The organism is Streptomyces sp. TG1A-8, assembly GCF_030499535.1.
In the GTDB taxonomy this organism is placed as follows: Bacteria; Actinomycetota; Actinomycetes; order Streptomycetales; family Streptomycetaceae; genus Streptomyces.
The window spans coordinates 1,790,946-1,810,228 of record NZ_JASTLB010000001.1; the positions used below are offsets into that span (position 1 = coordinate 1,790,946).

The window sequence follows — 19,283 nt, forward strand, 5'->3', positions numbered from 1 at the left end:
CCGGTGACACCACCCCCCAGGTCATCCGTTCGACAGGGGGAACAGTCATGCCGGGCCCGGAAGCCAGCGGCCCTCTTGCAGGACCGCGAAGAACATAACGGGGGGCGCACCCGCGGGCCCGCCGTGGACCTGCTGGAGGAGCTGCTGCACCGGCGGGTGAGCGGGGAGGGCGCGCCGGACCGGGACGGGCGGGCCCGCTTCCGCCCGCACGACGCGGTCCGGCGGTACGGGACCCACGGCGCCGGGGCGGCGCACCCGCCGCCCGCCCGGCGGGGAGCGGCGCCGCGGCGCGCTCAGTCCAGGAACGCCGTCTCGATCCAGCGGCGCACCGCCCGCGGGCGCATCCGGTGCAGACGGTCGACGGTGTCGGCGACCTGCGGGGAGCCGCCGACCGACAGGAACTTCTCGCGCACCAGGTCCGCGTGGCCCGTCCGGGTCTCCGGACCGGCGGCGCCCACCGGGATCAGCCGGGTGCGCGAGACGGTGCGGCCGTCCGTCAGCCGCACGGTGACCCGGGCGCCGGTCGCCTTGGTGGCGCGGGAGAAGTCCCGGTCGTCGGCCTGCAGCGCGCCGACGAGGTCCACGAGTTCGTCGCCGCCGAAGCCGCGCAGCCAGGGCACGGCCAGGTCCCCGGCCTCGCGCACCGCCTCGCCGAACGGCGCGTCGGACAGGAACAGCTCCCGGGTCATCTCCGTGTCGTGCTCCAGCCGTATCCGCTTGGCCAGTGCCCACCGGTCGGGGTCGTCCAGGCGCGGCGCGGAGAAGTCGTCCACCGTGAACCCGCCGGTGAGCAGGGTGGTGGCGACCGGGTAGGGCACGTCGAGGACCAGCGCGCCCAGCGGGGAGCCGGGGCCGGTGACGTACTGGGCGGCCCGCTCCCCCGCGAACAGCGTGTACAGGGATGCCTCCACGACGACCTCGGCGACGTCCTGCGGCCGCACCGCGCCGAGCTCCTTGTGGATCTCGGCGGCGCAGTCCACCGCGGCGTCGATGCCGGGCCCGCCGGGGTGCATCTTGAACGACAGGGTGTCCGTGTGCCAGCGCCGGCCCAGTCCCTTGGCCACCGCCTGCGGCAGCGGCACGGTCGCGAACCGGGCCAGGAAGCCGTCCCGGTGCTCCATGATGTCCGGGGCTCCGCGCAGGCCCGCGTGGGCCGCGTCGCAGGCGTCCATCGCGGTGCGCACCGGGGTGAAGGTGTTGAACAGGCGGGCGTCACTGGCCAGGAAGGCGCGCATGAGCGGCCAGTTGGGCATGGCGAAGGCCAGCCCGAAGGCGTTCTCGAAGAGGGCGGCCGGGGCCCGGTCGCAGTGCAGGCGCCCGGCGACCGCGCCGGCCAGGTGGGTGTGCACGGCGCTCTGGCCGCGCAGCGGGCCCAGGGTCGCGGAGGCGGTGATGCGGGCCGCGCACTCGTTGGCCGCCACGACCGCGGTGAGCAGCGAGAGTCCGTCCAGCCGGCGGGCGTAGGCGAAGGCGAGCGGGACGGCGACCGTGGAGTTGGACAGGTGGCCGGCGTACGCGGTGTCGTCCAGGTTGAGCCAGGAGCCGAGCGCCGCGAACACTCCGGCGGCCTGCCGCGGGTCGCGCTGCATGGGGTGCCCGAAGGCGGCCACCAGCTTCCTGCCGAGCGGGTGCTGCAGGCCCGCCCGGATCGAGGCGACCTGGGACAGCACCTGGCTCGCGGCGAGCTTCAGCACCCGGCACGGGATGTGCTGCGGGCGCAGTGTGGCCGCCCAGTGGGAGAGCTCGCGCAGCGGGGTGTCGGCCGGCGGGCGGCCGCGGCCGGACCGGGGCAGGGCGTGCGCCTGGTCGGCCCAGTCGGCGCACAGCGCCCGGGCGACGCTCTCCGCGAGGACAGCGGTCATGGCGGGTACCTTCCTGGTGCCTGCTGGGGGCCGGGGGTGAACATGACTGCGGGAGCACCGGCACGCCGGTGCTCCCGCGGTACGTGCCGGAGGTCAGGCGGCCGGGACCTTGTCCAGGAAGCCGTAGACCGCCTTGATCTTGCCCTCGCCGTCGGTGACCAGGACGTCGAAGCCGATCGCGATCGGCTCGGCGCCCGGCTCGGTCACCAGGCCCCACTGGAAGCGGGCCTGGTCGTGGTGGGCGTCGACGGTGCCGTGCAGTTCGAAGGTCAGGCCCTTGAACTGGTCGCGGGCGCCGGCCACCACGGCCCCGAAGCCCTCGTGACCCTCGACCGCGGCGAGCGGGTCGATGTACGGGGCGTCGGCGGTGAACAGCTCGGCGATGGCCGCCGCGCGCTTGTCGGCGTCCGCCTCGTTCCAGATGTCGAGGTAACGGGAGACGGTGGTGGTCAGGTCGCTCATGCGGGCGTTCTCCTCTGTGACTTGCTTGACTTGTTCTTCCGACAGGTGGCTTCGTGAGGGCTTCAGGGGGTGGCCGGCGCCCAGACGGGGAGGGCTCCGGGGAGCACCTCGAAGGTGGCCGAGGCACCGATGCCGTGCTGGTACTCGCCGTCGTGCTCCAGCGGGAGCCGGCGGCCGTCGGTGCGCTCGACGGTGATGCGGCGGCCCCGCGCGTACACGGTGGCCGGGTGGTCCAGGTGGGCGGCGTTCAGGGTCAGGTCGGGCACGTCCGCGGCGGCGACGGCGCCACCGATCACGCAGACGTCGAGCAGGCCGTCGTCGAGCAGCGAGCCGGGCATCACGTGGAACCGGCCGCCGCGGTAGGGACCGCCGCCGACGTTGGCGAGGATGGTGGGCCCCTCGTGCACCACGCGGCCGTCGACGGTGACCCGGCCGGGGTACGGCTCGTAGCCGGCCGCCGTGTCGGCGAAGGCGCGCACGTAGCGCTCCCGGCCGCTCAGCGGCAGCTCGCGGGCGGTGATCAGCGCGTCGGCGATCACGCCCGAGCAGGCGCCCAGGTAGACGTAGTTGCGGGTTTCGGCGAGGCGGGCCAGGTCCAGCCGGCGCAGGCGGGCGCTGCCGCCGACGCCGGAGTCGGTCAGGATCGCCTTCAGCGCCTCGCTCCAGGGCCGCTCGCCCCAGAGCATCTTGTAACCGGAGTTGCCGGTGCCGCCGGGCACCACCGCGAGGGTGGCGTCGCCGGTGACGGGGACGAGTCCCTGGACGGCCTCGCGGACGGTGCCGTCGCCGCCGATGGCGACGACCAGGTCGGGCGCCCCGTCGGGCCGCTGCAGGGCCCGGCGTACGGCGACGGTGGCGTCGCCGGGGCCGGTGGTGAGGTGGACCTCGGTGTGCTCCAGGCAGGAGGCGCACAGCTCGCGCACCTCTTCGACCAGCTCGGGCGAGTGGCTGCCGGATGCGGGGTTGCCCAGGACGAGGGCCCGGGTGGGAGCCGGGGCTGCGGTGTCTGCCATGCGGGCGTACTCCTTCGTCGGACAGGGGGCACCGGAGAGGACCGGGCGGGATGCGCCCCGGCGTCGCGGCGTTCCCCACTGTGCCGGGAGGCACTGTCACGGCGCTGACGCGCCACTGACACGGGGCGCGGCCCGAACACGCGAACGTCCGGCCCCCCAGGGCGGGGGCCGGACGCGGTGCGGACACGGCGGGTGTCACTCCTTGACGAACGCCAGCAGGTCGGCGTTCAGGCGCTCGGCGTGGGTGGCGAACAACCCGTGCGCGGCGCCCTCGTAGGTGAGCAGCCTGCTGTCCGGTATCAGCTCCGCGGTCCGCGGACCGCACAGTGCGTAGGGCGCGCCCAGGTCGGCGGTCCCGTGGATCACCAGGGTGGGCACCGTGACCGCCGCCGTCTCCGCGCGCTGGTCGGTGGTGAACAGCGTGCGGTAGACCTCGGTCCCGGCTCTCGGCGAGGTGTCCAGGCACAGGTTGATCAGCCAGCCGGCCAGTTGCCCGGAGATCGGCAGGCCCTGCGGGTCCGGGTCCGGGCGGCCGGTGAAGAACGGCCAGGTGAGGGCGTCCAGCCAGGCGGCCCGGTCGGTGCGGATGGCCTGCTCCACCTGGTCGAGGAGCGCCGGGTCGAGCCCGTCGGGGTTGTCCGGGGCGTTCAGCAGGAACGGGGTCGTGGACGCGACCAGGGCCAGCTTCGAGACCCGGTCGGTGCCGTGGCGGGACAGGTAGCGCACGCACTCCCCGCCGCCGACCGCGTAGCCGACCAGCACGGCGTCCCTCAGGTCGAGGTGGTCGAGCAGGTCGGCGAGGTCGTCGGCCAGGGTGTCGTAGTCGTACCCGTCCCACGGGACGTCCGAGCGGCCGCTGCCGCGCCGGTCGTAGGTGATGCAGCGCAACCCGTTCCCGGCGAGGAACGGCGCCTGGAACTCCCACATGCGGGAGTCGGCCATGGCCACGCCGAGCAGGACGACGGGCCGGCCGGCGCCCCAGTCGCTGTAGTGCAGCCGGGTCCCGTCCCGGGCGGTGAGGTGCGGCATGTTCCCTGCCTCCTTCTGTGGTGGCGGCCGGGCGTTCAGTCCCTGGCGGCGCGGCCGGGGGCGGCCAGCACCAGCAGGGAGGCGAGGACGCCCAGGCAGATCAGCGGGATGAGAGTGGTGGTGAACGCGTGCGGGTAGGCGCCGGCCTTGCCGCCCGCGTCCGCGAGCGCGGGGAAGAACACCGCGCCGGCGATCGCCACGCCGACGGCGGCCCCGCCCTCCTGGGCCGTGTTGAGCAGGCCCGAGGCGGCGGCCGCGTGCTCGGGCACCGCTCCGCCGAGGACCAGGTTGGTCAGCGGGCCGGTGGTCAGGCCCATGCCGAGCCCGGCGACCAGCAGCATGGGCAGCAGCAACAGCACCGAGCCGCTCAGGTCCAGCTCCCGCACCGTCAGGGCGATCGCGCTGTAGCCGACGGCCAGGGTCAGCGGGCCGGCGGCCACCCGGCGGGCGGTCACCGAGGCGGCGAAGCGGGCCGAGACGAGCGAGGCCCCGAAGTAGCCCGCGCCCAGCGCCAGGAACAGCAGTCCGGACTCCAGCGGGCTCAGGCCCCGGCCCAGCTGCAGGTAGAGGGCGAGGGTGAAGAAGAACGAGCCCATGGCGAGGAAGTACACGACCGTCGCGAGCAGGCCCACCGAGAACAGCCGGGAGCGGAACATGCCCGGCTCGACCAGCGGGCCGCGACCGGCGGCGGCCCGGCGGCGCAGGTGCCAGACGGTCACCGCGAGCAGGACGGCCGCCCCGGCCAGCGACTCCCACACCCACACCGGCCAGTCGCGCTCCTGGCCCTCGAGCAGCGCGAACACCACCAGTGCGAGGGTCGCCGTGACCAGCAGCGCGCCGGTCAGGTCGAGCCTGGTGCCGCCCTGGCCGCGCGACTCGGGGATCGTGCGGCGGGTGAAGGCGAGGGAGGCCAGGCACAACGGGACGTTGATCAGGAAGATCGTGCGCCAGCTCAGGCCGGCCATGTCGACCGTGATCAGGGCTCCGCCGATGAACTGGCCGAAGACGCCGGCGAGTCCGATGACCAGGCCGTAGACGTTGAAGGCGCGGTCGCGGGCCTCGCCCGTGTACACGGTGCCGATGATGCCGAGCACCTGCGGGACCATCAGTGCCGCGGAGGCGCCCTGGGCGATGCGGGCCACGGCGAGGACGGTCACCGTGGGCGCCAGGCTGCACGCGGCCGAGGCCACCATGAACAGGACCATGCCGAGGGCGAACATCCGCCGGCGGCCGTAGAGGTCCCCGAGCCGGCCGCCGGTGATCAGGCCCGAGGTGAACGCCACGCCGTAGCCGACGACGATCAGCTGGGCCTGGGCGGCGGTGGCGTCCAGGTCGGCCTTGATGGCGGGGACGGCCACGTTGGCGATGAAGAAGTCCAGCACCGTGATGAACGTGCCGACGAGCACCACCAGCAGGGCACCGGCCGAGGGGGCGGCGGCCGGCGCGCCGACGGGTTCCGTCCGCTCGTGCTCCTGCGCCGCGACTTCCGGGCTCAGTTCAGAAGTCATGACGACTCCGTTTCCTTGATTTTTCAGTGTGGGTTGTGCGGTGCACCGGGGTTCCTCCGGTCACCAGGTCACGGGCAGGTGGGTCACCCCGTGGAAGACGGTGCCGCGGCGGAACAGCGTGCGCGGGTCGGCCGCGAGGCGCAGGCCCGGGAATCGGCGCAGCAGGGAGCGCAGCGCCAGCTCCATCTCCAGGCGGGCCAGCGGGGCGCCCTGGCAATAGTGCGGGCCGAAGCCCCACTGCAGGTGCCCGCTGGTGTCGCGGCGCGGGTCGATGCGGTGCGGACAGGCGAAGACGGACTCGTCGTGGTTGCCGGCGGGCACCGAGATGACGACGGCGTCGCCCTTCTCGACCGTCACGCCGCCGAGTTCCAGGTCCTCGGTCGCGAGGCGGACCATGGCGTCCTGGGAGATGGACCAGTAGCGCATGGACTCCTCGATGAAGTTGGGGATCAGCGCGCCGTCGTCGGCGGTGACCTGGGCGCGCAGTTCGTCGTCGCGCAGCAGCGCGAGGACGTTCAGGCCGATCTGGTTGGTGGTGGTCTCGTGGCCCGCGACGAGCACCAGGCGGGCGATGCCCACGAGTTCGTCGAGGGTGAGGGCGCCGGTCGCGTGGTGGTTGACGACGAGGCGGCTGATCAGGTCGTCCCCGGGGTCGGTGAGCTTGCGCAGGGCCAGCTTGGCGAGGTACTCGGACATCTCCGTGAACGCGGCCAGGGAGACGGCCGGGTCCTCCTGGGAGATGGTGACGCGGGTCTTCTCGACGAAGAACGGGGAGTCCTCCTCCGGCACGCCGAGCAGGCGCGCGATGACCAGCGTGGGCAGGGCCCGGGAGAAGACGGCGTGCAGGTCGGCGGGTTGCGGCTGGGTGGCCAGCTCGTCCAGGAGCTCGTCCACCAGCCGCTGCACCGGTTCGCGCAGCCGCTTGACGCGGCGGGCGGTGAACTCGGTCTGGATCATGCCGCGCAGCCGTGCGTGCTCGGGGTCGTCCAGGCGCAGGAAGGAACTGGGGTTGCCACCGGGCGGGACCTGGATGCGCACGGGAGCGCCCGGTAAGGTCTCGTCGGCGCTCAGGCGCGGGTCGGCCAGGGCCTGGCGCACGTCGGCGTAGCGGGTCACCAGCCAGGCGAGCCGGGACTCCGCCGCACCGGCCGGGAGACGCACCACGCAGGGCGGAGCGGTGCGCAGTTCGGCCAGGACGGGCGGCGGATCGCCGTCCTCGGTCCGGGCGAAGGGCCAGTCGAGGATGTCGGTGTGGTCCGCGAGTGACATGTTGGTCCTCCAGGATGGGGGGGCACAGGTGTTCCTCGGCACCGACTGTCTTTCTGCACTGGACGCGGACGCGGTTCGACGGGTGCGAACGGGCACGGGCGGGCACGAGCGGGCCGCCCGGGGAGACGCCTGTCTCCGGGCCGTACGCGGACGTCGTGCGCCACCTTCGCGCACGGCGCTGACACGGCGCTGACACGGGTCCCGGCAGGAACCCGTGCGAGTCGGTGGGAGGAGCGGTTAGCGCGCGGCGGTGACCGCGCTCCGGGGGGTCCGGGCGTCCGTGGCCCGCGGGGGCGAGGACCGGGAACGGCGTCCGGACTGGGCTCCGCTGCGAGGGCAACGACCCCGCAGGCCCTCGGGCCGGCGGCCGAGGCGGCCTGGAGCGTTGCGCGGAGCGGGGGTGCGGGCCATGTCGGACGCTCTCCTCACGTGGGACGTACCGGCGGCGGACCGGAGTGCCGGCGGGCGCGTGCGGTGCTCATGACTCTGTCAAGAAGCCCTGACCTGGAACTGATCCGTGGCTGACGGGGGCCGGTGGCCGGGCCGCCCGCGCCGCGCTGTCCGCCGGTTCCGCTCCGGTGGGCGTCGACGGCCCCGCTGGGCCGTCCCGTACCGGTGCGGTGCGGGCCGGGAACGCCACAACGCGTGGCGGGGCGCGGGACGGCCCCCGGACGGCAGTCGTCCTTCGGGTCACTGTCCCGCGCCCCGCTGACACGGTGCGAGGTGCCTCGGCGGGCTCCGCCGGGCTCAGCGTGCCTTCTGGGCGACGAGCCGCTGCAGGCGGTGCGCGAAGTGCGCGGTGACGGCCTGGGCGTGCGTGTCGATGTAGAAGTGGCCGCCCTCGTACTCGTTGTGGCCGAGGTACGCCGGCGTGCGGCCGGCCCAGTGGGACATGGCGTCCGGGGCCTCCTGGAGCGGGTCGCTGCGGCCGCCGTACGAGGCGAGCGGGCAGGTGACGCCGGCGCCGTCGTCCTCGTACTGGGCGGCGACCCGCAGGTCGGCGCGCAGCGCCGGGACGACCAGGGCGAGCATCTCCGGGTTGTCGTAGATCTCCGCCGGGAACGAGCCCAACTTCTTGATCCACTCGACCAGTTCGGTCTCCGGCATGCGGCTCTGCTCCTCCGTCGGCTGGAAGAAGCCCTCGGGCGACCAGCCGGACATGCCGACCATCACCGGAGCCGGACCGCCCTCCTCCTCCATGCGGATCGCCAGCCGGAACGCCAGCTGGGCGCCCAGGCAGTGGCCGAAGAAGGCGAAGGGCCGCTCGTCCAGGTCGTCGAGCACCGCCTCGTGCAGGGCGTCGAGCAGCGGCCAGAACTCCTCGTACGTCGGCTCGTCACGGCGGTTGTGACGGCCGGGCAGGGTCACCGCCTGCGGGGAGATGTCCGGCGGCAGCAGGCTCTCCCAGTCGCGGTAGATGATGGCGCCGCTGCCCGCGTGGGGCAGCAGGAACAGCCGGATCGAGGCGTCGGGCGAGGGCTCCACGGGGTGGAACCACTGCCCCGCGCGGGACATCTGGCTGCCGATGGTGCCGATGGCGGTGCTCACGTCTGCGTACTCCCAACGGTGGTGGACGGGCCGAGGGCGCGTACCGCGGGCAGCAGCACCTCGGCGATCTCCTTCAGCTGCGGCTCGGGGTCGAGGGATCCGATCCGTACGACCAGGTGCCGGGCACCGGCGCGGACGTACCCGCCGAGCCACTCGGCGCACTTCTCGGCGCTGCCCCAGGCGTAGGCCTGGATGGTCCGCATCTGGTCCAGGGAGCGGCCGTAGTAGTGGCTGATGTAGTGCTCCAGTTCGGCCTTGGCGGCGGCCTCGTCGCTGTTGACGGTGACCGTCGCGTACAGCGCCGGGGTGACCGTGCGGCCGGCCTCCGCCGCGAGTTCGGCGATGCGGCGGCGGGCGCGGCCGTAGGCCTCGACGTCGGGCAGGAAGGGCAGCCAGCCGTCGTAGCGGGTCGCCGCCCGGGCGAGCACCTTGGGGGTGTCGCTGCCGGCCAGCCACAGGGGCGGACCGCCGGGGACCGCGGGGGACGGCAGGCGGTCGAGGTTCTCCGTCTGCCAGAACCGGCCCTGGAACTCGGCGGGCTCGCCCTCCTCGCCGGAGCGCCAGGCCGTGCGCCACAGCGCGGTGATCTCGTCGAGGCGGCCGACGCGGCCCTGGAAGGAGGCGCCGACGGAGGCGAACTCCTCCTCGGTCTCGGCCATGGGGAAGCCCGAGCCGAGACCGAGGACCAGCCGGCCGGCGGCGACGTGGCTGAGGCTCGCGATCATGTTCGCGCCGATGAGGGGGTGGCGCAGGGCCGGGGTGAGGGCCGCGGTGCCGACCGTGATGCGCTGCGTGGCCGCCGCCGCGGCCGACAGGACGACCAGGGGGTCGAGGCGGGGGCGGGCGGTGAGGGAGTCCCCGGCCCACAGCGAGTCAAAGCCGAGCGCCTCCGCCTGCCGGGCGAAGTCGAGCAGGGGGGCCGCGGCGTAGGTGCCGTTGATGGCCTGCTCCCGGGTGGGCAGCAGGATGCCGATCTGCAGGGGGGCGTTCGGGTCGCCCGCGGGCTGCGGGCCGGTGGAGGTCGGCCGCGCGGTTTCCCGCGCCCCCGTGGGGCTGTCGGCGGAGTTGGAGGACATCTGCTTCCTTTCGTGCAGTCGACGGGTCGTCAGACGACCGTTTCCGACAACGCGTCCCTGGCCGGTGCGGCCAGTTGCTCACGCACCGCGCGGCGCAGGATCTTGCCCGACGGGTTGCGGGGCAGGGACTCGGCGAAGTGATAGGTGCCGGGGATCTTGTAGTCGGCTATGCGCCCGCGCAGGGACAGCAGCAGTTCGCGCGGGGTGGCCCTGGCCCCGGGGCGCAGGACGACCACCGCGTGGACGCTCTCGCCCCAGCGGTCGTCGGGCAGCCCGACCACGGCCGCGTCGGCCACCGCCGGGTGCGCGGCGAGCGCCTTCTCGACCTCGGCCGGGTAGATGTTCTGGCCGGCGACGATGATCGTGTCGTTGATGCGGTCGCACAGGTGGACGTAGCCGTCCTCGTCCAGGTAGCCGGCGTCCCCCATGTGCAGCCACTCCCCCACCAGGGTGCGGGCGGTGGCCTCGGGCAGGTTCCAGTAGCCGAGCATCCGGGAGGGGGCGCGGACGCAGATCTGGCCGATGGCGCCGGGCGGGAGCGTCTCGCCGCCGGGGCCGACCACCTTGACCTCGTTGCCGGGGCACGGCTTGCCGACCGAGGTGAGGACGGTGCTGCCGGTGTGGTGGTCCCCGGGCGGCAGGCACACGGCCACGCTGCCGGTCTCGGTGCTGGCGTAGATCTGCGCGAACTCGCACCGGTAGGTCTCCAGGCACTGCTTGAGCAGCGTCTCGGACATGGGCGCGGCACCGTAGGCGATCTTGCGGAGCGAGACGAACGCCTCCGGGCCCGCGCCGCGTTCGGCCGCCATCGCCTGGAGCATCGCCGGTGCGGCGAAGGTCGTCGTGACCCGGTGGGTGCGGATGAGGCGCACGGCCTCCTGCGGGTCGAACTGCGGCATGATCACATTGGTGCCGCCGGCGTTGAACGTGTGCAGGAACCAGCCGATGCCGGCCACGCCGAAGCCCGGCAGGGAGATCAGGGCGACGTCGTCGGGCCGCCAGTCGATCCAGTCCGCGCCCTGTTCGCGGCTCGCGTGCGGCAGCGTGAAGAAGCTGCGGTGGGCGAGGACCGCGCCCTTGGGCAGGCCGGTGGTGCCGCTGGTGTAGATCTGGACGACCGCGTCGTCCGGGCCGGTGCCGGGCGTGAGGTCGGTGTCGGGCTGGTCGGTGCCGGGCGTGAGGTCGGTGTCGGGCTGGTCGGCGGACCAGGCGGGCAGGCCCGCGCCGCGGGCGGGCTCGCCGTCGGCGTCGGTGCCGTCGACCCGGATCACCCTGCGCAGGCCGCGCAGCTGGTGGCGGACGGTGGCGACGGTGTCCCAGAACTCGTCGTCGACGAAGATGAGGGCGGCGCCGGAGTCGCGCAGGATGTGGTCGACCTCGCTCGGCGTCAGCCGCCAGTTGACCGGTACCAGGACCGCGCCGGCCTTGGCGCAGGCGATCATCACCAGGTAGTAGTTCGCCGACTCGCGGCCCAGGTAGGCGACCCGGTCGCCGCGCCGGACCCCGCTGGTGTGCAGGGCGTGCGCGGCGCGGTTGCTCTCCCGGTGCAGCTTCTCGTAGGTGGTGACGCGGCCCTCGCAGATGATCGCCGGGTGGTCCGGGCGGCTTCCGGCGTGGGCCCGGGATGAGTGGTGGAGCGTCCAGCGCTCCCTCGGTGTGTCGGTCATCGTGGTTTCCCGTCCCTTGCGTGACGTCACGCCGCCGGCACCGGGCCGAGCTGCCCGTCGACGAACTGGGCCAGCGCGCGGACCGTGGGGTGGTCGTGGGTGAGGGAGGCCGGCAGGGGCAGTCGGAAGGTCTGCTCCAGCCCGGCCTTGACCTGCTGGGCCATCAGCGAGTCCAGGCCCAGCGAGACGAACTCGGTGGACACCTCCAGCTCGTCGCCCTCCTCCAGGTGCAGGACGGCGGCGACCTTCTCGCGGACCACTCCGGTGACGGCGGCCAGGCGTTCGGCCGGGGGCAGCGCGGCGAGCGCGCCGAGGTCGAGGCCGGTGCCGTCGTCCTCGGAGGTCTGCCGGGCGAGCCGGTCGTAGAACAGGTCGCCGGTGACGCTGCCCGAGACGTAGCGGTCCCAGTCGAACTCGCCGACGATCCGCTGGGTGCGCGGCCGTCCCCACAGCCGGGCCAGGGTGTCCAGGGCCCGGGTCGGGGAGAAGAAGCGGACGCCGCTGCGTTCGATCTCCTGGCTGAGGTGCTCCTCCAGCCGGGCCGACATGCCGACCCGGGCCCAGGCGCCCCAGTTCACCGACAGTCCCGGCACCCCGCGCCGGCTGCGCCACTCGGCGAGCGCGTCGAGCGCGGCGCTGGCGGCGGCGTAGTGGCCCTGGGTGGCGCCGCCGAGGACGGAGGCGATGGAGGAGTAGGTGACGAAGAACTCCAGCTCGGGGAAGGACTCCTCGGCCGCCTCGTGCAGCAGCCAGCCGCCGTAGGCCTTCGCCGCCAGCTGGGCGTCGATGGACTCCCAGGTCAGCTCGGAGACCAGCTTCTTGTCGTAGGAGCCGGCCGCGTGCACGATCCCGCCGAGCGGGTAGGGGCCGGCCCCGATCCGCCGCACCAGGCGCTGGACGTCCTCCGGGCGGCCGACGTCGGCGCGCACGACGTCGAGTTCGGCGTCGGCGGCGAGGTCGGCGAGGACCGGCGAGGCCTCCTCGGTGGCCCGGCCGCTGCGGCTGACCAGGGTCAGGTGGCGGGCGCCCAGCGCGACCAGCTTGCGGGCGGTGACCAGGCCCAGGCCGCCGAGACCGCCGGTGACCAGGTAGGTGCGGTCGGCGCGCAGGCTCGCGGGGCCCTCCTGCACGGGGTCGGCGTGCTCCTCGGCCGGGTCCGCCGGCAGCGTCACCCAGGCACGTCCGGCGGGGTCCGCGAGGGCGGTGCGCAGGGCCTCGCCCGTCTCGTCCAGCCGGAAGCGGGGCGCGGTGTCGTCGGAGCCGGTGACGTGGACGGCGGCGACCGCGGGGACGGTGAGCGTGGAGCGGAAGGTGCCGGTGTGCCGGACGAGGACCTCGTCACCGGGGGCGAAGCCGGTGCCCCCGGCGGCGGTGAGCACCGTGCCGCGGGCCGACCGGCCGAGCAGCGGCGGGGGTTCCTCCCCGGTGCCCTCCTCCTGGGCGCGCTCGGCGCGGCCGGTGTCCAGGGCGGCGCGGGCGTCCTCGACGGTCAGGCCGACGGCGCGCACCCGGACCTGGACCTCGTCGGGACCCGGTGCCCGGTCGGTGGCCGGGGCCAGGACCAGGTCGGACAGGTCGCCGGAGTCGGGGGCGCGCAGTTCGAACCCGCCGCTCCAGGTGAGGGTGGAGTCACCGGCGAGCAGCCGGCGCACGTAGCGGCGGCCCGGGCGGTGGGCGACCTGGTACTCGCCGGCCGGCTCGGTGCGCCACTCCTCGGCGAGCGGGGCGAGGCCGCTGCCCGGGGCGAGGTCGACCAGGGTGGCCCGGTACTGCGGGTACTCGGTCAGCAGCACCCGGCCGAAGCCCCACAGAGTGGCGGCGCCGAGGTGGCCGCCGTCGCCGGCCGGGTCGCCGGGCAGCCACTGGGCCCCCTCGGTGACCAGCCACAGCCGGGGCGGCCGGGACATGCCGGACGCGTCCAGCGCGCCGATCAGCGTGAGCAGTTCGCGGTAGTTGTCCTCGCACTCGGCGCGCAGCCGGCCGGCCGACATCGGCGCCGGGAGCTGCCGCCAGATCCGGCAGACGTCGGTGACGGTGGGGTCCTCCAGGGCGGCCTTGAGGTCGGTGGGGTCCGGCAGCCAGGTGACCTTCAGACCGGGCTCGGCGGCGAGCTCGGCGGCGCGCACGGCGGACGGGTCCAGCAGGACGACGTGCCGGGCCGGCGCGTCCTCCCTCGCCGGCAGGGCGCGGCGCACCCAGTCGGGGCGGTGCAGGAACCGGCGGCGGCCGGTGCGGTCCTCGGGCCGGGCCATGCGGACGCCGAGCAGTTCGGCGACCGGGTCGCCGTTCTCCAGCAGCAGCACGTCGGCCAGCCGCCCGTCCAGCTCGCCGCGGACGCGGGCGAGGACGCGCAGGTCCTCGCCGCGCGGCTTGCGGAAGTGCCGTACGGAGGCGATCTCGCGGGGCTCGAACACCGGGCCCTCGGGGTCGAGGACGACCAGCGCCTGGACGGCGGCCTCCAGCAGCTCCGCCGGGACGTGCTCGACGGCGGTGGCGTCGCGGCCGGTCAGCTCGCCGGTGACCAGGCCGTCGTCGTGCCGGGCGGCGCGCAGCAGCAGCCGCATGCGGGGGCCCTGCGGGCGGCCGACGGAGGCGAGGTCGGTGTAGATGTCCTCGTCGTCGATCCGCTGGCCGGCGGGGGCCAGCGAGGCGTCCAGCTCGGCCAGCTCGGAGACCGGCACGAGGGGTTCGGGTCCGGCGGCGACGACGGCGGTGGCGTGCAGGTTCTCCTCGCCGCCGGCGACCGTGAACACCTCGATCCCGGCGCCGCCGCCGGGGCGGGGCCGCCAGCGGGTGGTCAGCGTGGTCGGGGTCTCGGCGGGCAGCTCCAGCGGGGCGAGCAGCCTGAGGTCGCGGACGGCGGAGCGGGCGTGGCCCTGGACGGCGTCCTGGACGGCCAGCAGCAGGTCGACGTAGGCGCCGGCGGGCAGGACGGTACGGCCGCCGTCGGCGCGGTCGGCGAGCGCGCCGAGTTCCTCGGTGGTGAACTCCGCGGTGAACTCCCGCACTCCGCTGGCGAAGCGCTCCTCGGTGCCGAGCAGCAGGTGCCGCGCGGTGCCGCTCGCGGCGGAGCGGCGCGGGGTGACGGAGGGCAGCCAGTACCGCTTGCGCTGGAAGGCGTACGTCGGCAGGTCCACGCGGCCGGGCGCGGGGTGGCCGGCGTGGTAGTCCGCCCAGGAGACGCCGAGGCCGGCCGCGTAGTAGTCGGCGAGCGCGGTCAGGGTGGTGGCGGTGGTGGTGTCGCGGCGGCGCAGGCTGGCCAGCCACAGGTGGTCCTCGACGGTGACGCTCCGCCGGGCGAGCGCGGTGAGCCCGGCCTGCGGGCCGACCTCGATCAGGGCGTGCCGGCCCCGCTTGGCGACGGCCCGGATGCCGTCGAGGAAGCGGACGGGCTCGCCGATGTGCCGCACCCAGTACTCGGGGTTGCCGATCTCGCGGAACCGGGCCAGGCGTCCGGTGACGTTGGAGATCAGGCTGATCTTCGGCTCGTGGAAGGCGATGCCGTCGAGGGCGGCGCGGAAGTCGTCGTAGACCTCGGCCATCAGCGGGGAGTGGAAGGCGTGCGAGACCTTGAGGCGCTCGACGCGGATCCCGCGCCCGGCGAGGAGGGCGGTGACCTCCTCCAGGGCGGCGGTGGCACCGGAGATCACCGTCTGGTCGGGGGCGTTGATCCCGGCCAGGGCGAGGTCGTCGCGGCCCTCCAGCAGGGGGGCGACCTCCTCGGCGGGCGCGGCGACGGCGGCCATGCCGCCCTCGGCGCGCACCGCCTGCATCAACCGGGCGCGGGCCGCGACGAGCCGGACGGCGTCGGGCAGGTCGAACAGACCGGCCACGGCGGCGGCGACGACCTCGCCGATGCTGTGCCCGAGGAGCACGTTCGGACGCACGCCCCAGGCCATCCACTGCTGGGCGAGGGCGTACTCCAGGGTGAACAGGGCGGGCTGGGTGTACTCGGTGCGGTCGACGGCCGCCGGGTCGGCGGCGGTGCCGAGGAGCAGCTCGCGCACGGAGCGGCCGAGGTGCTCGGCGAACAGCCGGTCGCAGGTGTCGACGTGGTCGCGGAAGACGGGGAGGGCCGCGTAGAGTGCGGCGCCCATGCCGGCGTACTGGGAGCCCTGGCCGGTGAACATGAACGCGGTCTTGCGGATGCCGGAGGGGCCCTCGTGCTCGGCCCCGGCGGCGCGGTCGAGGAGCTTGGCCAGCGCGGCGCGGTCGGCGACGGGGGCTGCGACGCGGTAGGGGTGGTGGGCGCGGGTGGTGTTGGCGCTGTGGCACAGCGCCGACAGCGGCACGTCCGGCCGCTCGTCCAGCAGCCTGCGGTAGTGCGCGGCCAGCTCGCGCAGGGCGGCGGCGTTCTTCGCGGACAGGGTGAACAGCGGGGCGGCACCCCCCTCGGCGGGCCGCTCGGCCGGTTCGGGCGCCTGCTCCAGGACCACGGCGCCGATGGTGCCGGCGAATCCGAAGCTGTTGACGACCGCGCGGCGGACCTCGGCCCGCCACGGCTCGCACGCGGTGGGCACCCGCACCGGGTAGAGGTCCCAGGGGATGCGCCCGGACGGCGTGTTCAGGTTGACGTGCGGGTAGATGGTGCCCGAGCGCAGCTGCAGCACGGTCTTGATGACGCCGACGATGCCGGAGGCGGGCTCCATGTGCCCCAGGTTGGTCTTCACCGAACCGACCAGCACCGGACGGTCCTTGGTGTGGGAGTCGACGAACACGTCGCCGATGGCGCCGAACTCGATGGGGTCGCCGAGCGGGGTGCCGGTGCCGTGCGCCTCGACGTACTGGATGTCCTCGGGCGCGAGGCGGGCGGCGGCCAGCGCGCTGCGGATGACCTTCTCCTGCGCGGGGCCGTTGGGCACGGTCAGGCCGGCGCTGTCGCCGTCCTGGCCGACGGCGGTGCCGCGGACCACGGCGAGCACCCGGTCGCCGTCGCGCTGGGCGGCGGACAGCAGCTTGAGGACGACGATCCCGCAGCCCTCGGCGCGGGCGTAGCCGTCGGCGGCCTCGTCGAAGGTCTTGCACTGGCCGTCCGGGGACAGCATCTGCGCGTTGGAGAACATCACCGGGATGCGCGGGTGGTGCAGGGCGTTGACGCCGCCGCACAGCGCGATGTCGGTCTCGCCGGCGCGCAGTGCCTGCACGGCGAGGTGCAGCGCGACCAGTGAGGAGGAGCAGGCGGTGTCCACGCTCATGCTCGGACCGCGCCAGCCGAGGAAGTACGACAGCCGGCCGGACAGCGGGAACATGGTGATGCCGGAGGCCAGGTGGCCGTCCAGCTCCTCGTACGGCAGCGAGTCCAGTTCGAGCGCGTAGTCGATGGAGCTGGCGCCGATGTACACGCCGCCGTTGCCGCGGCGCAGCGGCGCCGGGTCGATGCCGGCGTGCTCCAGGGCCTGCCAGGCCGTCTCCAGCAGCAGCCGCTGCTGGGGGTCCATGTAGCGGGCTTCCTTCGGGGAGATGTTGAAGAAGCCGGCGTCGAACAGGTCGATGCGGTCGAGGAAACCGCCGCCCGAGGCGCGGATCTTGCCCTTGTCGTCGGGGCCCTGGGGGGTGAACGCCTCGACGTCCCAGCGGTCCCGGGGGATCGGGCCGATTCCGCTGCGGCCCTCCCTGAGGAAGGCGTCGAACTCGTCGGGCGAGCCGCTGCCGCCGGGGAACCGCAGACCGATTCCGACGATCGCTACCGGCTCGGGCGCCTGCTCTGATTCCGTACGCGGCATGGAGCGACTCCTCAGCTTTCCTGGATGGCCTGGGTCAGGTGGTCCACGAGATGGGCGATCGTCGGCTCGTTGAAGAGCACGTTGACGTTGATCGACAGGTCCAGGATCTGCTCCAGGCTCTGCCGTATCTCGGTCAGCCGCAGCGAGGTGAGGCCGAGATCGAAATAACTGATGTCGAGCGGGAGGTCCTCGGACTCCTCCATGAGGAGGACGGTCCTGAATTTCTCGATGACGAGTGACTCGATTTCTTCGGCGAGTTCACTGCGCGGCAGATCGCGCAGCTGCTGGATCGTGCTGTCGACGGGTGGCATGCGCCTCATGCAAGCAGCGCCGACTGACGCACCGCTGACGGGCGGGGCCGGCCCGTTGGCCGGATCGGTGCGGTCAGTGAGGTGTCAGCGCGGGGTCAGATTCCGCTGTCAGGCTCGCATTGCTTCAAGAAATCCACACGCCATATCCGAAAGGCTGAAGATGCTTCGCGAAGCCGCGCAGGAGGAGAGTGCTGAGGCACCTTCCGGATTGAAGAGCTATGACCTCTACATCGCGGGCAAGGACGTCGCCGGAGACGGATGGGTCTACACCGTCAGCGGACGATCCCTGCTGGAGGACGTTTTCACGAGCGTCAGCCTGAAGCGCTCCCTGGAACAGGATCCCGAGTCCGAAGCGGCCCGGCACCCCTACGTCGTCGGGCGCTGCGCGATCGCGGACGACTCCGCCATCGACCTGGCCACGCAGGCGGCCGCCGCGGCCGCGCCCGACTGGGCGGCCGTACCGCTGGAGCGGCGGATGCGGCTGGGTACCCGGTTCCGGGAGGAACTCATCAAGCACGAGGACGAGTTCCTGCGGATGCTCGTCGCCGAGTCGCACCCGGTGAAGCTGGCCCGCTGGGAGCTGAGCTGTCTGCTGCAGATCTACGCGCCCGGTTCCCTGCGCTGGTACATGAAGCAGATGCGGGTCGAGAAGGAGTACAACGGCCGCAGGCTGATCCTGCACCGCCAGCCGGACGGCGTGGTCGCCTTCAACCCGCCGCAGAACGCCCCGCTGCCGAGCGCCGCGCTGTGCGTGCTGGCGCTGATGGCCGGCAACGCCGTGGTGGTGCGGGCGCCCCGCAGCATCGCGCTGTCCACCATGTGGCTGCTGCGGGACATCGTCGCCCCGCTGCTGGAGGAGATCGACGCGCCGGCCGGTGTGCTCAACGCGGTGTGCTCCAACCCGAAGCAGACCATGGACCGCTGGGTCGCCGACCCCCTGATCAACGACATCTTCTACATCGGCGGCAGCCAGGAGGGCCTGCGCTTCGAGCAGCAGTGCGTGGCGCACGGCAAGAAGCCGATCCTGGAGCTGGCCGGCAACGACGGCATCGTGGTCTGGAAGGACGCCGACGTGAAGTGGGCGGCCGAGGCGATCACGGAGGCCTTCTACGGCTCCGGGCAGATCTGCATGGTCCCCAACTACGTGCTGGTCCACCCGGACATCGCCGAGGACCTGATCGACGAGATCAAGGAACAGGTCAAGGGCATCAGGCCGGGCCTGCCCGAGGAGGAGGACGTGCTGCTGTCGCCGGTCAGGCGCAGCGAGCGGTTCTTCCGGCTGCTGCGGCAGGCGCTGGACAACGGCGCCGAGCTGGTCACCGGCGGCCACCGCACCGAGGTCGACGGCACCGTCTCCGAGACGGGCGTGTTCCTGCAGCCGACGGTGGTGCGGGTGGAGGGCCTGGACCGGGCACGGACCTACGACGTGGTCCGCGAGGAGACGTTCTTCCCGCTGATCCCGGTCGTGGTCCCCGAACGCGACCACGACGACGCGCTGCTGGAGTCCTTCCTGCAGTTCGTCAACAGCAACGACTACGGGCTGCGCAACTCCCTGTGGTCGCGCTCGGACCACATCATCGAAACCTTCGTGCGCCGGGTGGTCAACGGCGGCCTGCTGAAGGTCAACGACTCCCACATCGGCTTCCTGCCCTACCTGCCGAGCCACGGCGGCACCGGCCGCACCGGCGGCGCCTTCGGCGAGGCCAACTACCCGATGCTCAAGACCTCCCATGTCCAGGGAGTCAGCATCGCCCGCGACGTGAGTCCGTACGACGCGGTCTTCGGCGCCTGACCGCCCCCCACCCAGACCTGCGG

General features: G+C 73.6%; 12 protein-coding genes. 1 reads left to right on the top strand and 11 read right to left on the bottom strand.

Features of this window, described 5'->3' with window-relative positions:
- Positions 1 to 293: 293 nt before the first annotated feature.
- The 11 genes from QQY24_RS07305 to QQY24_RS07355 form a co-directional block, all read right to left on the bottom strand.
- On the bottom strand, positions 294 to 1,862 hold the full coding sequence (locus tag QQY24_RS07305) for an MmgE/PrpD family protein (RefSeq protein ID WP_301971860.1): 1,569 nt from the start codon (positions 1,860 to 1,862) through the stop codon (positions 294 to 296).
- Between the two features lie 93 nt (positions 1,863 to 1,955).
- The gene (locus QQY24_RS07310) at positions 1,956 to 2,324 is read right to left on the bottom strand and encodes a nuclear transport factor 2 family protein (RefSeq protein WP_301971861.1); all 369 of its coding nucleotides are present in this window, start codon (positions 2,322 to 2,324) and stop codon (positions 1,956 to 1,958) included.
- Between the two features lie 62 nt (positions 2,325 to 2,386).
- Positions 2,387 to 3,337, bottom strand: coding sequence for a diacylglycerol kinase family protein (locus tag QQY24_RS07315; protein ID WP_301971862.1), 951 nt, complete (start codon positions 3,335 to 3,337; stop codon positions 2,387 to 2,389).
- A 195-nt stretch (positions 3,338 to 3,532) separates the two neighbouring features.
- Positions 3,533 to 4,366, bottom strand: coding sequence for an alpha/beta fold hydrolase (locus QQY24_RS07320; protein ID WP_301971863.1), 834 nt, complete (start codon positions 4,364 to 4,366; stop codon positions 3,533 to 3,535).
- Between the two features lie 35 nt (positions 4,367 to 4,401).
- Positions 4,402 to 5,874 carry an MFS transporter gene (locus QQY24_RS07325; RefSeq protein WP_301971864.1) on the bottom strand — a complete coding sequence of 491 codons (1,473 nt, stop codon included), beginning with the start codon at positions 5,872 to 5,874 and terminating at the stop codon, positions 4,402 to 4,404.
- A 60-nt stretch (positions 5,875 to 5,934) separates the two neighbouring features.
- Positions 5,935 to 7,143 (bottom strand): cytochrome P450, encoded by a 1,209-nt coding sequence (locus QQY24_RS07330; protein ID WP_301971865.1) that lies wholly within the window; start codon positions 7,141 to 7,143, stop codon positions 5,935 to 5,937.
- 747 nt (positions 7,144 to 7,890) lie between these two features.
- Positions 7,891 to 8,658, bottom strand: a complete 768-nt coding sequence (locus QQY24_RS07335) for a thioesterase II family protein (protein WP_301976168.1) — start codon at positions 8,656 to 8,658, stop codon at positions 7,891 to 7,893.
- A 29-nt stretch (positions 8,659 to 8,687) separates the two neighbouring features.
- Entirely contained in the window at positions 8,688 to 9,767 is a 1,080-nt protein-coding gene (locus QQY24_RS07340; protein WP_301971866.1) for an LLM class flavin-dependent oxidoreductase, read from the bottom strand.
- Between the two features lie 29 nt (positions 9,768 to 9,796).
- Positions 9,797 to 11,434, bottom strand: a complete 1,638-nt coding sequence (locus tag QQY24_RS07345; protein WP_301971867.1) for a fatty acid--CoA ligase — start codon at positions 11,432 to 11,434, stop codon at positions 9,797 to 9,799.
- A 26-nt stretch (positions 11,435 to 11,460) separates the two neighbouring features.
- Positions 11,461 to 17,157: a type I polyketide synthase gene (locus QQY24_RS07350; RefSeq protein ID WP_301971868.1), complete on the bottom strand. Its 5,697-nt coding sequence runs from the start codon at positions 17,155 to 17,157 to the stop codon at positions 11,461 to 11,463.
- 11 nt (positions 17,158 to 17,168) lie between these two features.
- Positions 17,169 to 17,468: an acyl carrier protein gene (locus QQY24_RS07355; protein ID WP_301971869.1), complete on the bottom strand. Its 300-nt coding sequence runs from the start codon at positions 17,466 to 17,468 to the stop codon at positions 17,169 to 17,171.
- Between the two features lie 160 nt (positions 17,469 to 17,628).
- Between QQY24_RS07355 and QQY24_RS07360 the strand changes: the two genes are divergently transcribed.
- Positions 17,629 to 19,260, top strand: a complete 1,632-nt coding sequence (locus QQY24_RS07360; RefSeq protein ID WP_301971870.1) for an aldehyde dehydrogenase — start codon at positions 17,629 to 17,631, stop codon at positions 19,258 to 19,260.
- Positions 19,261 to 19,283 lie beyond the last annotated feature (23 nt).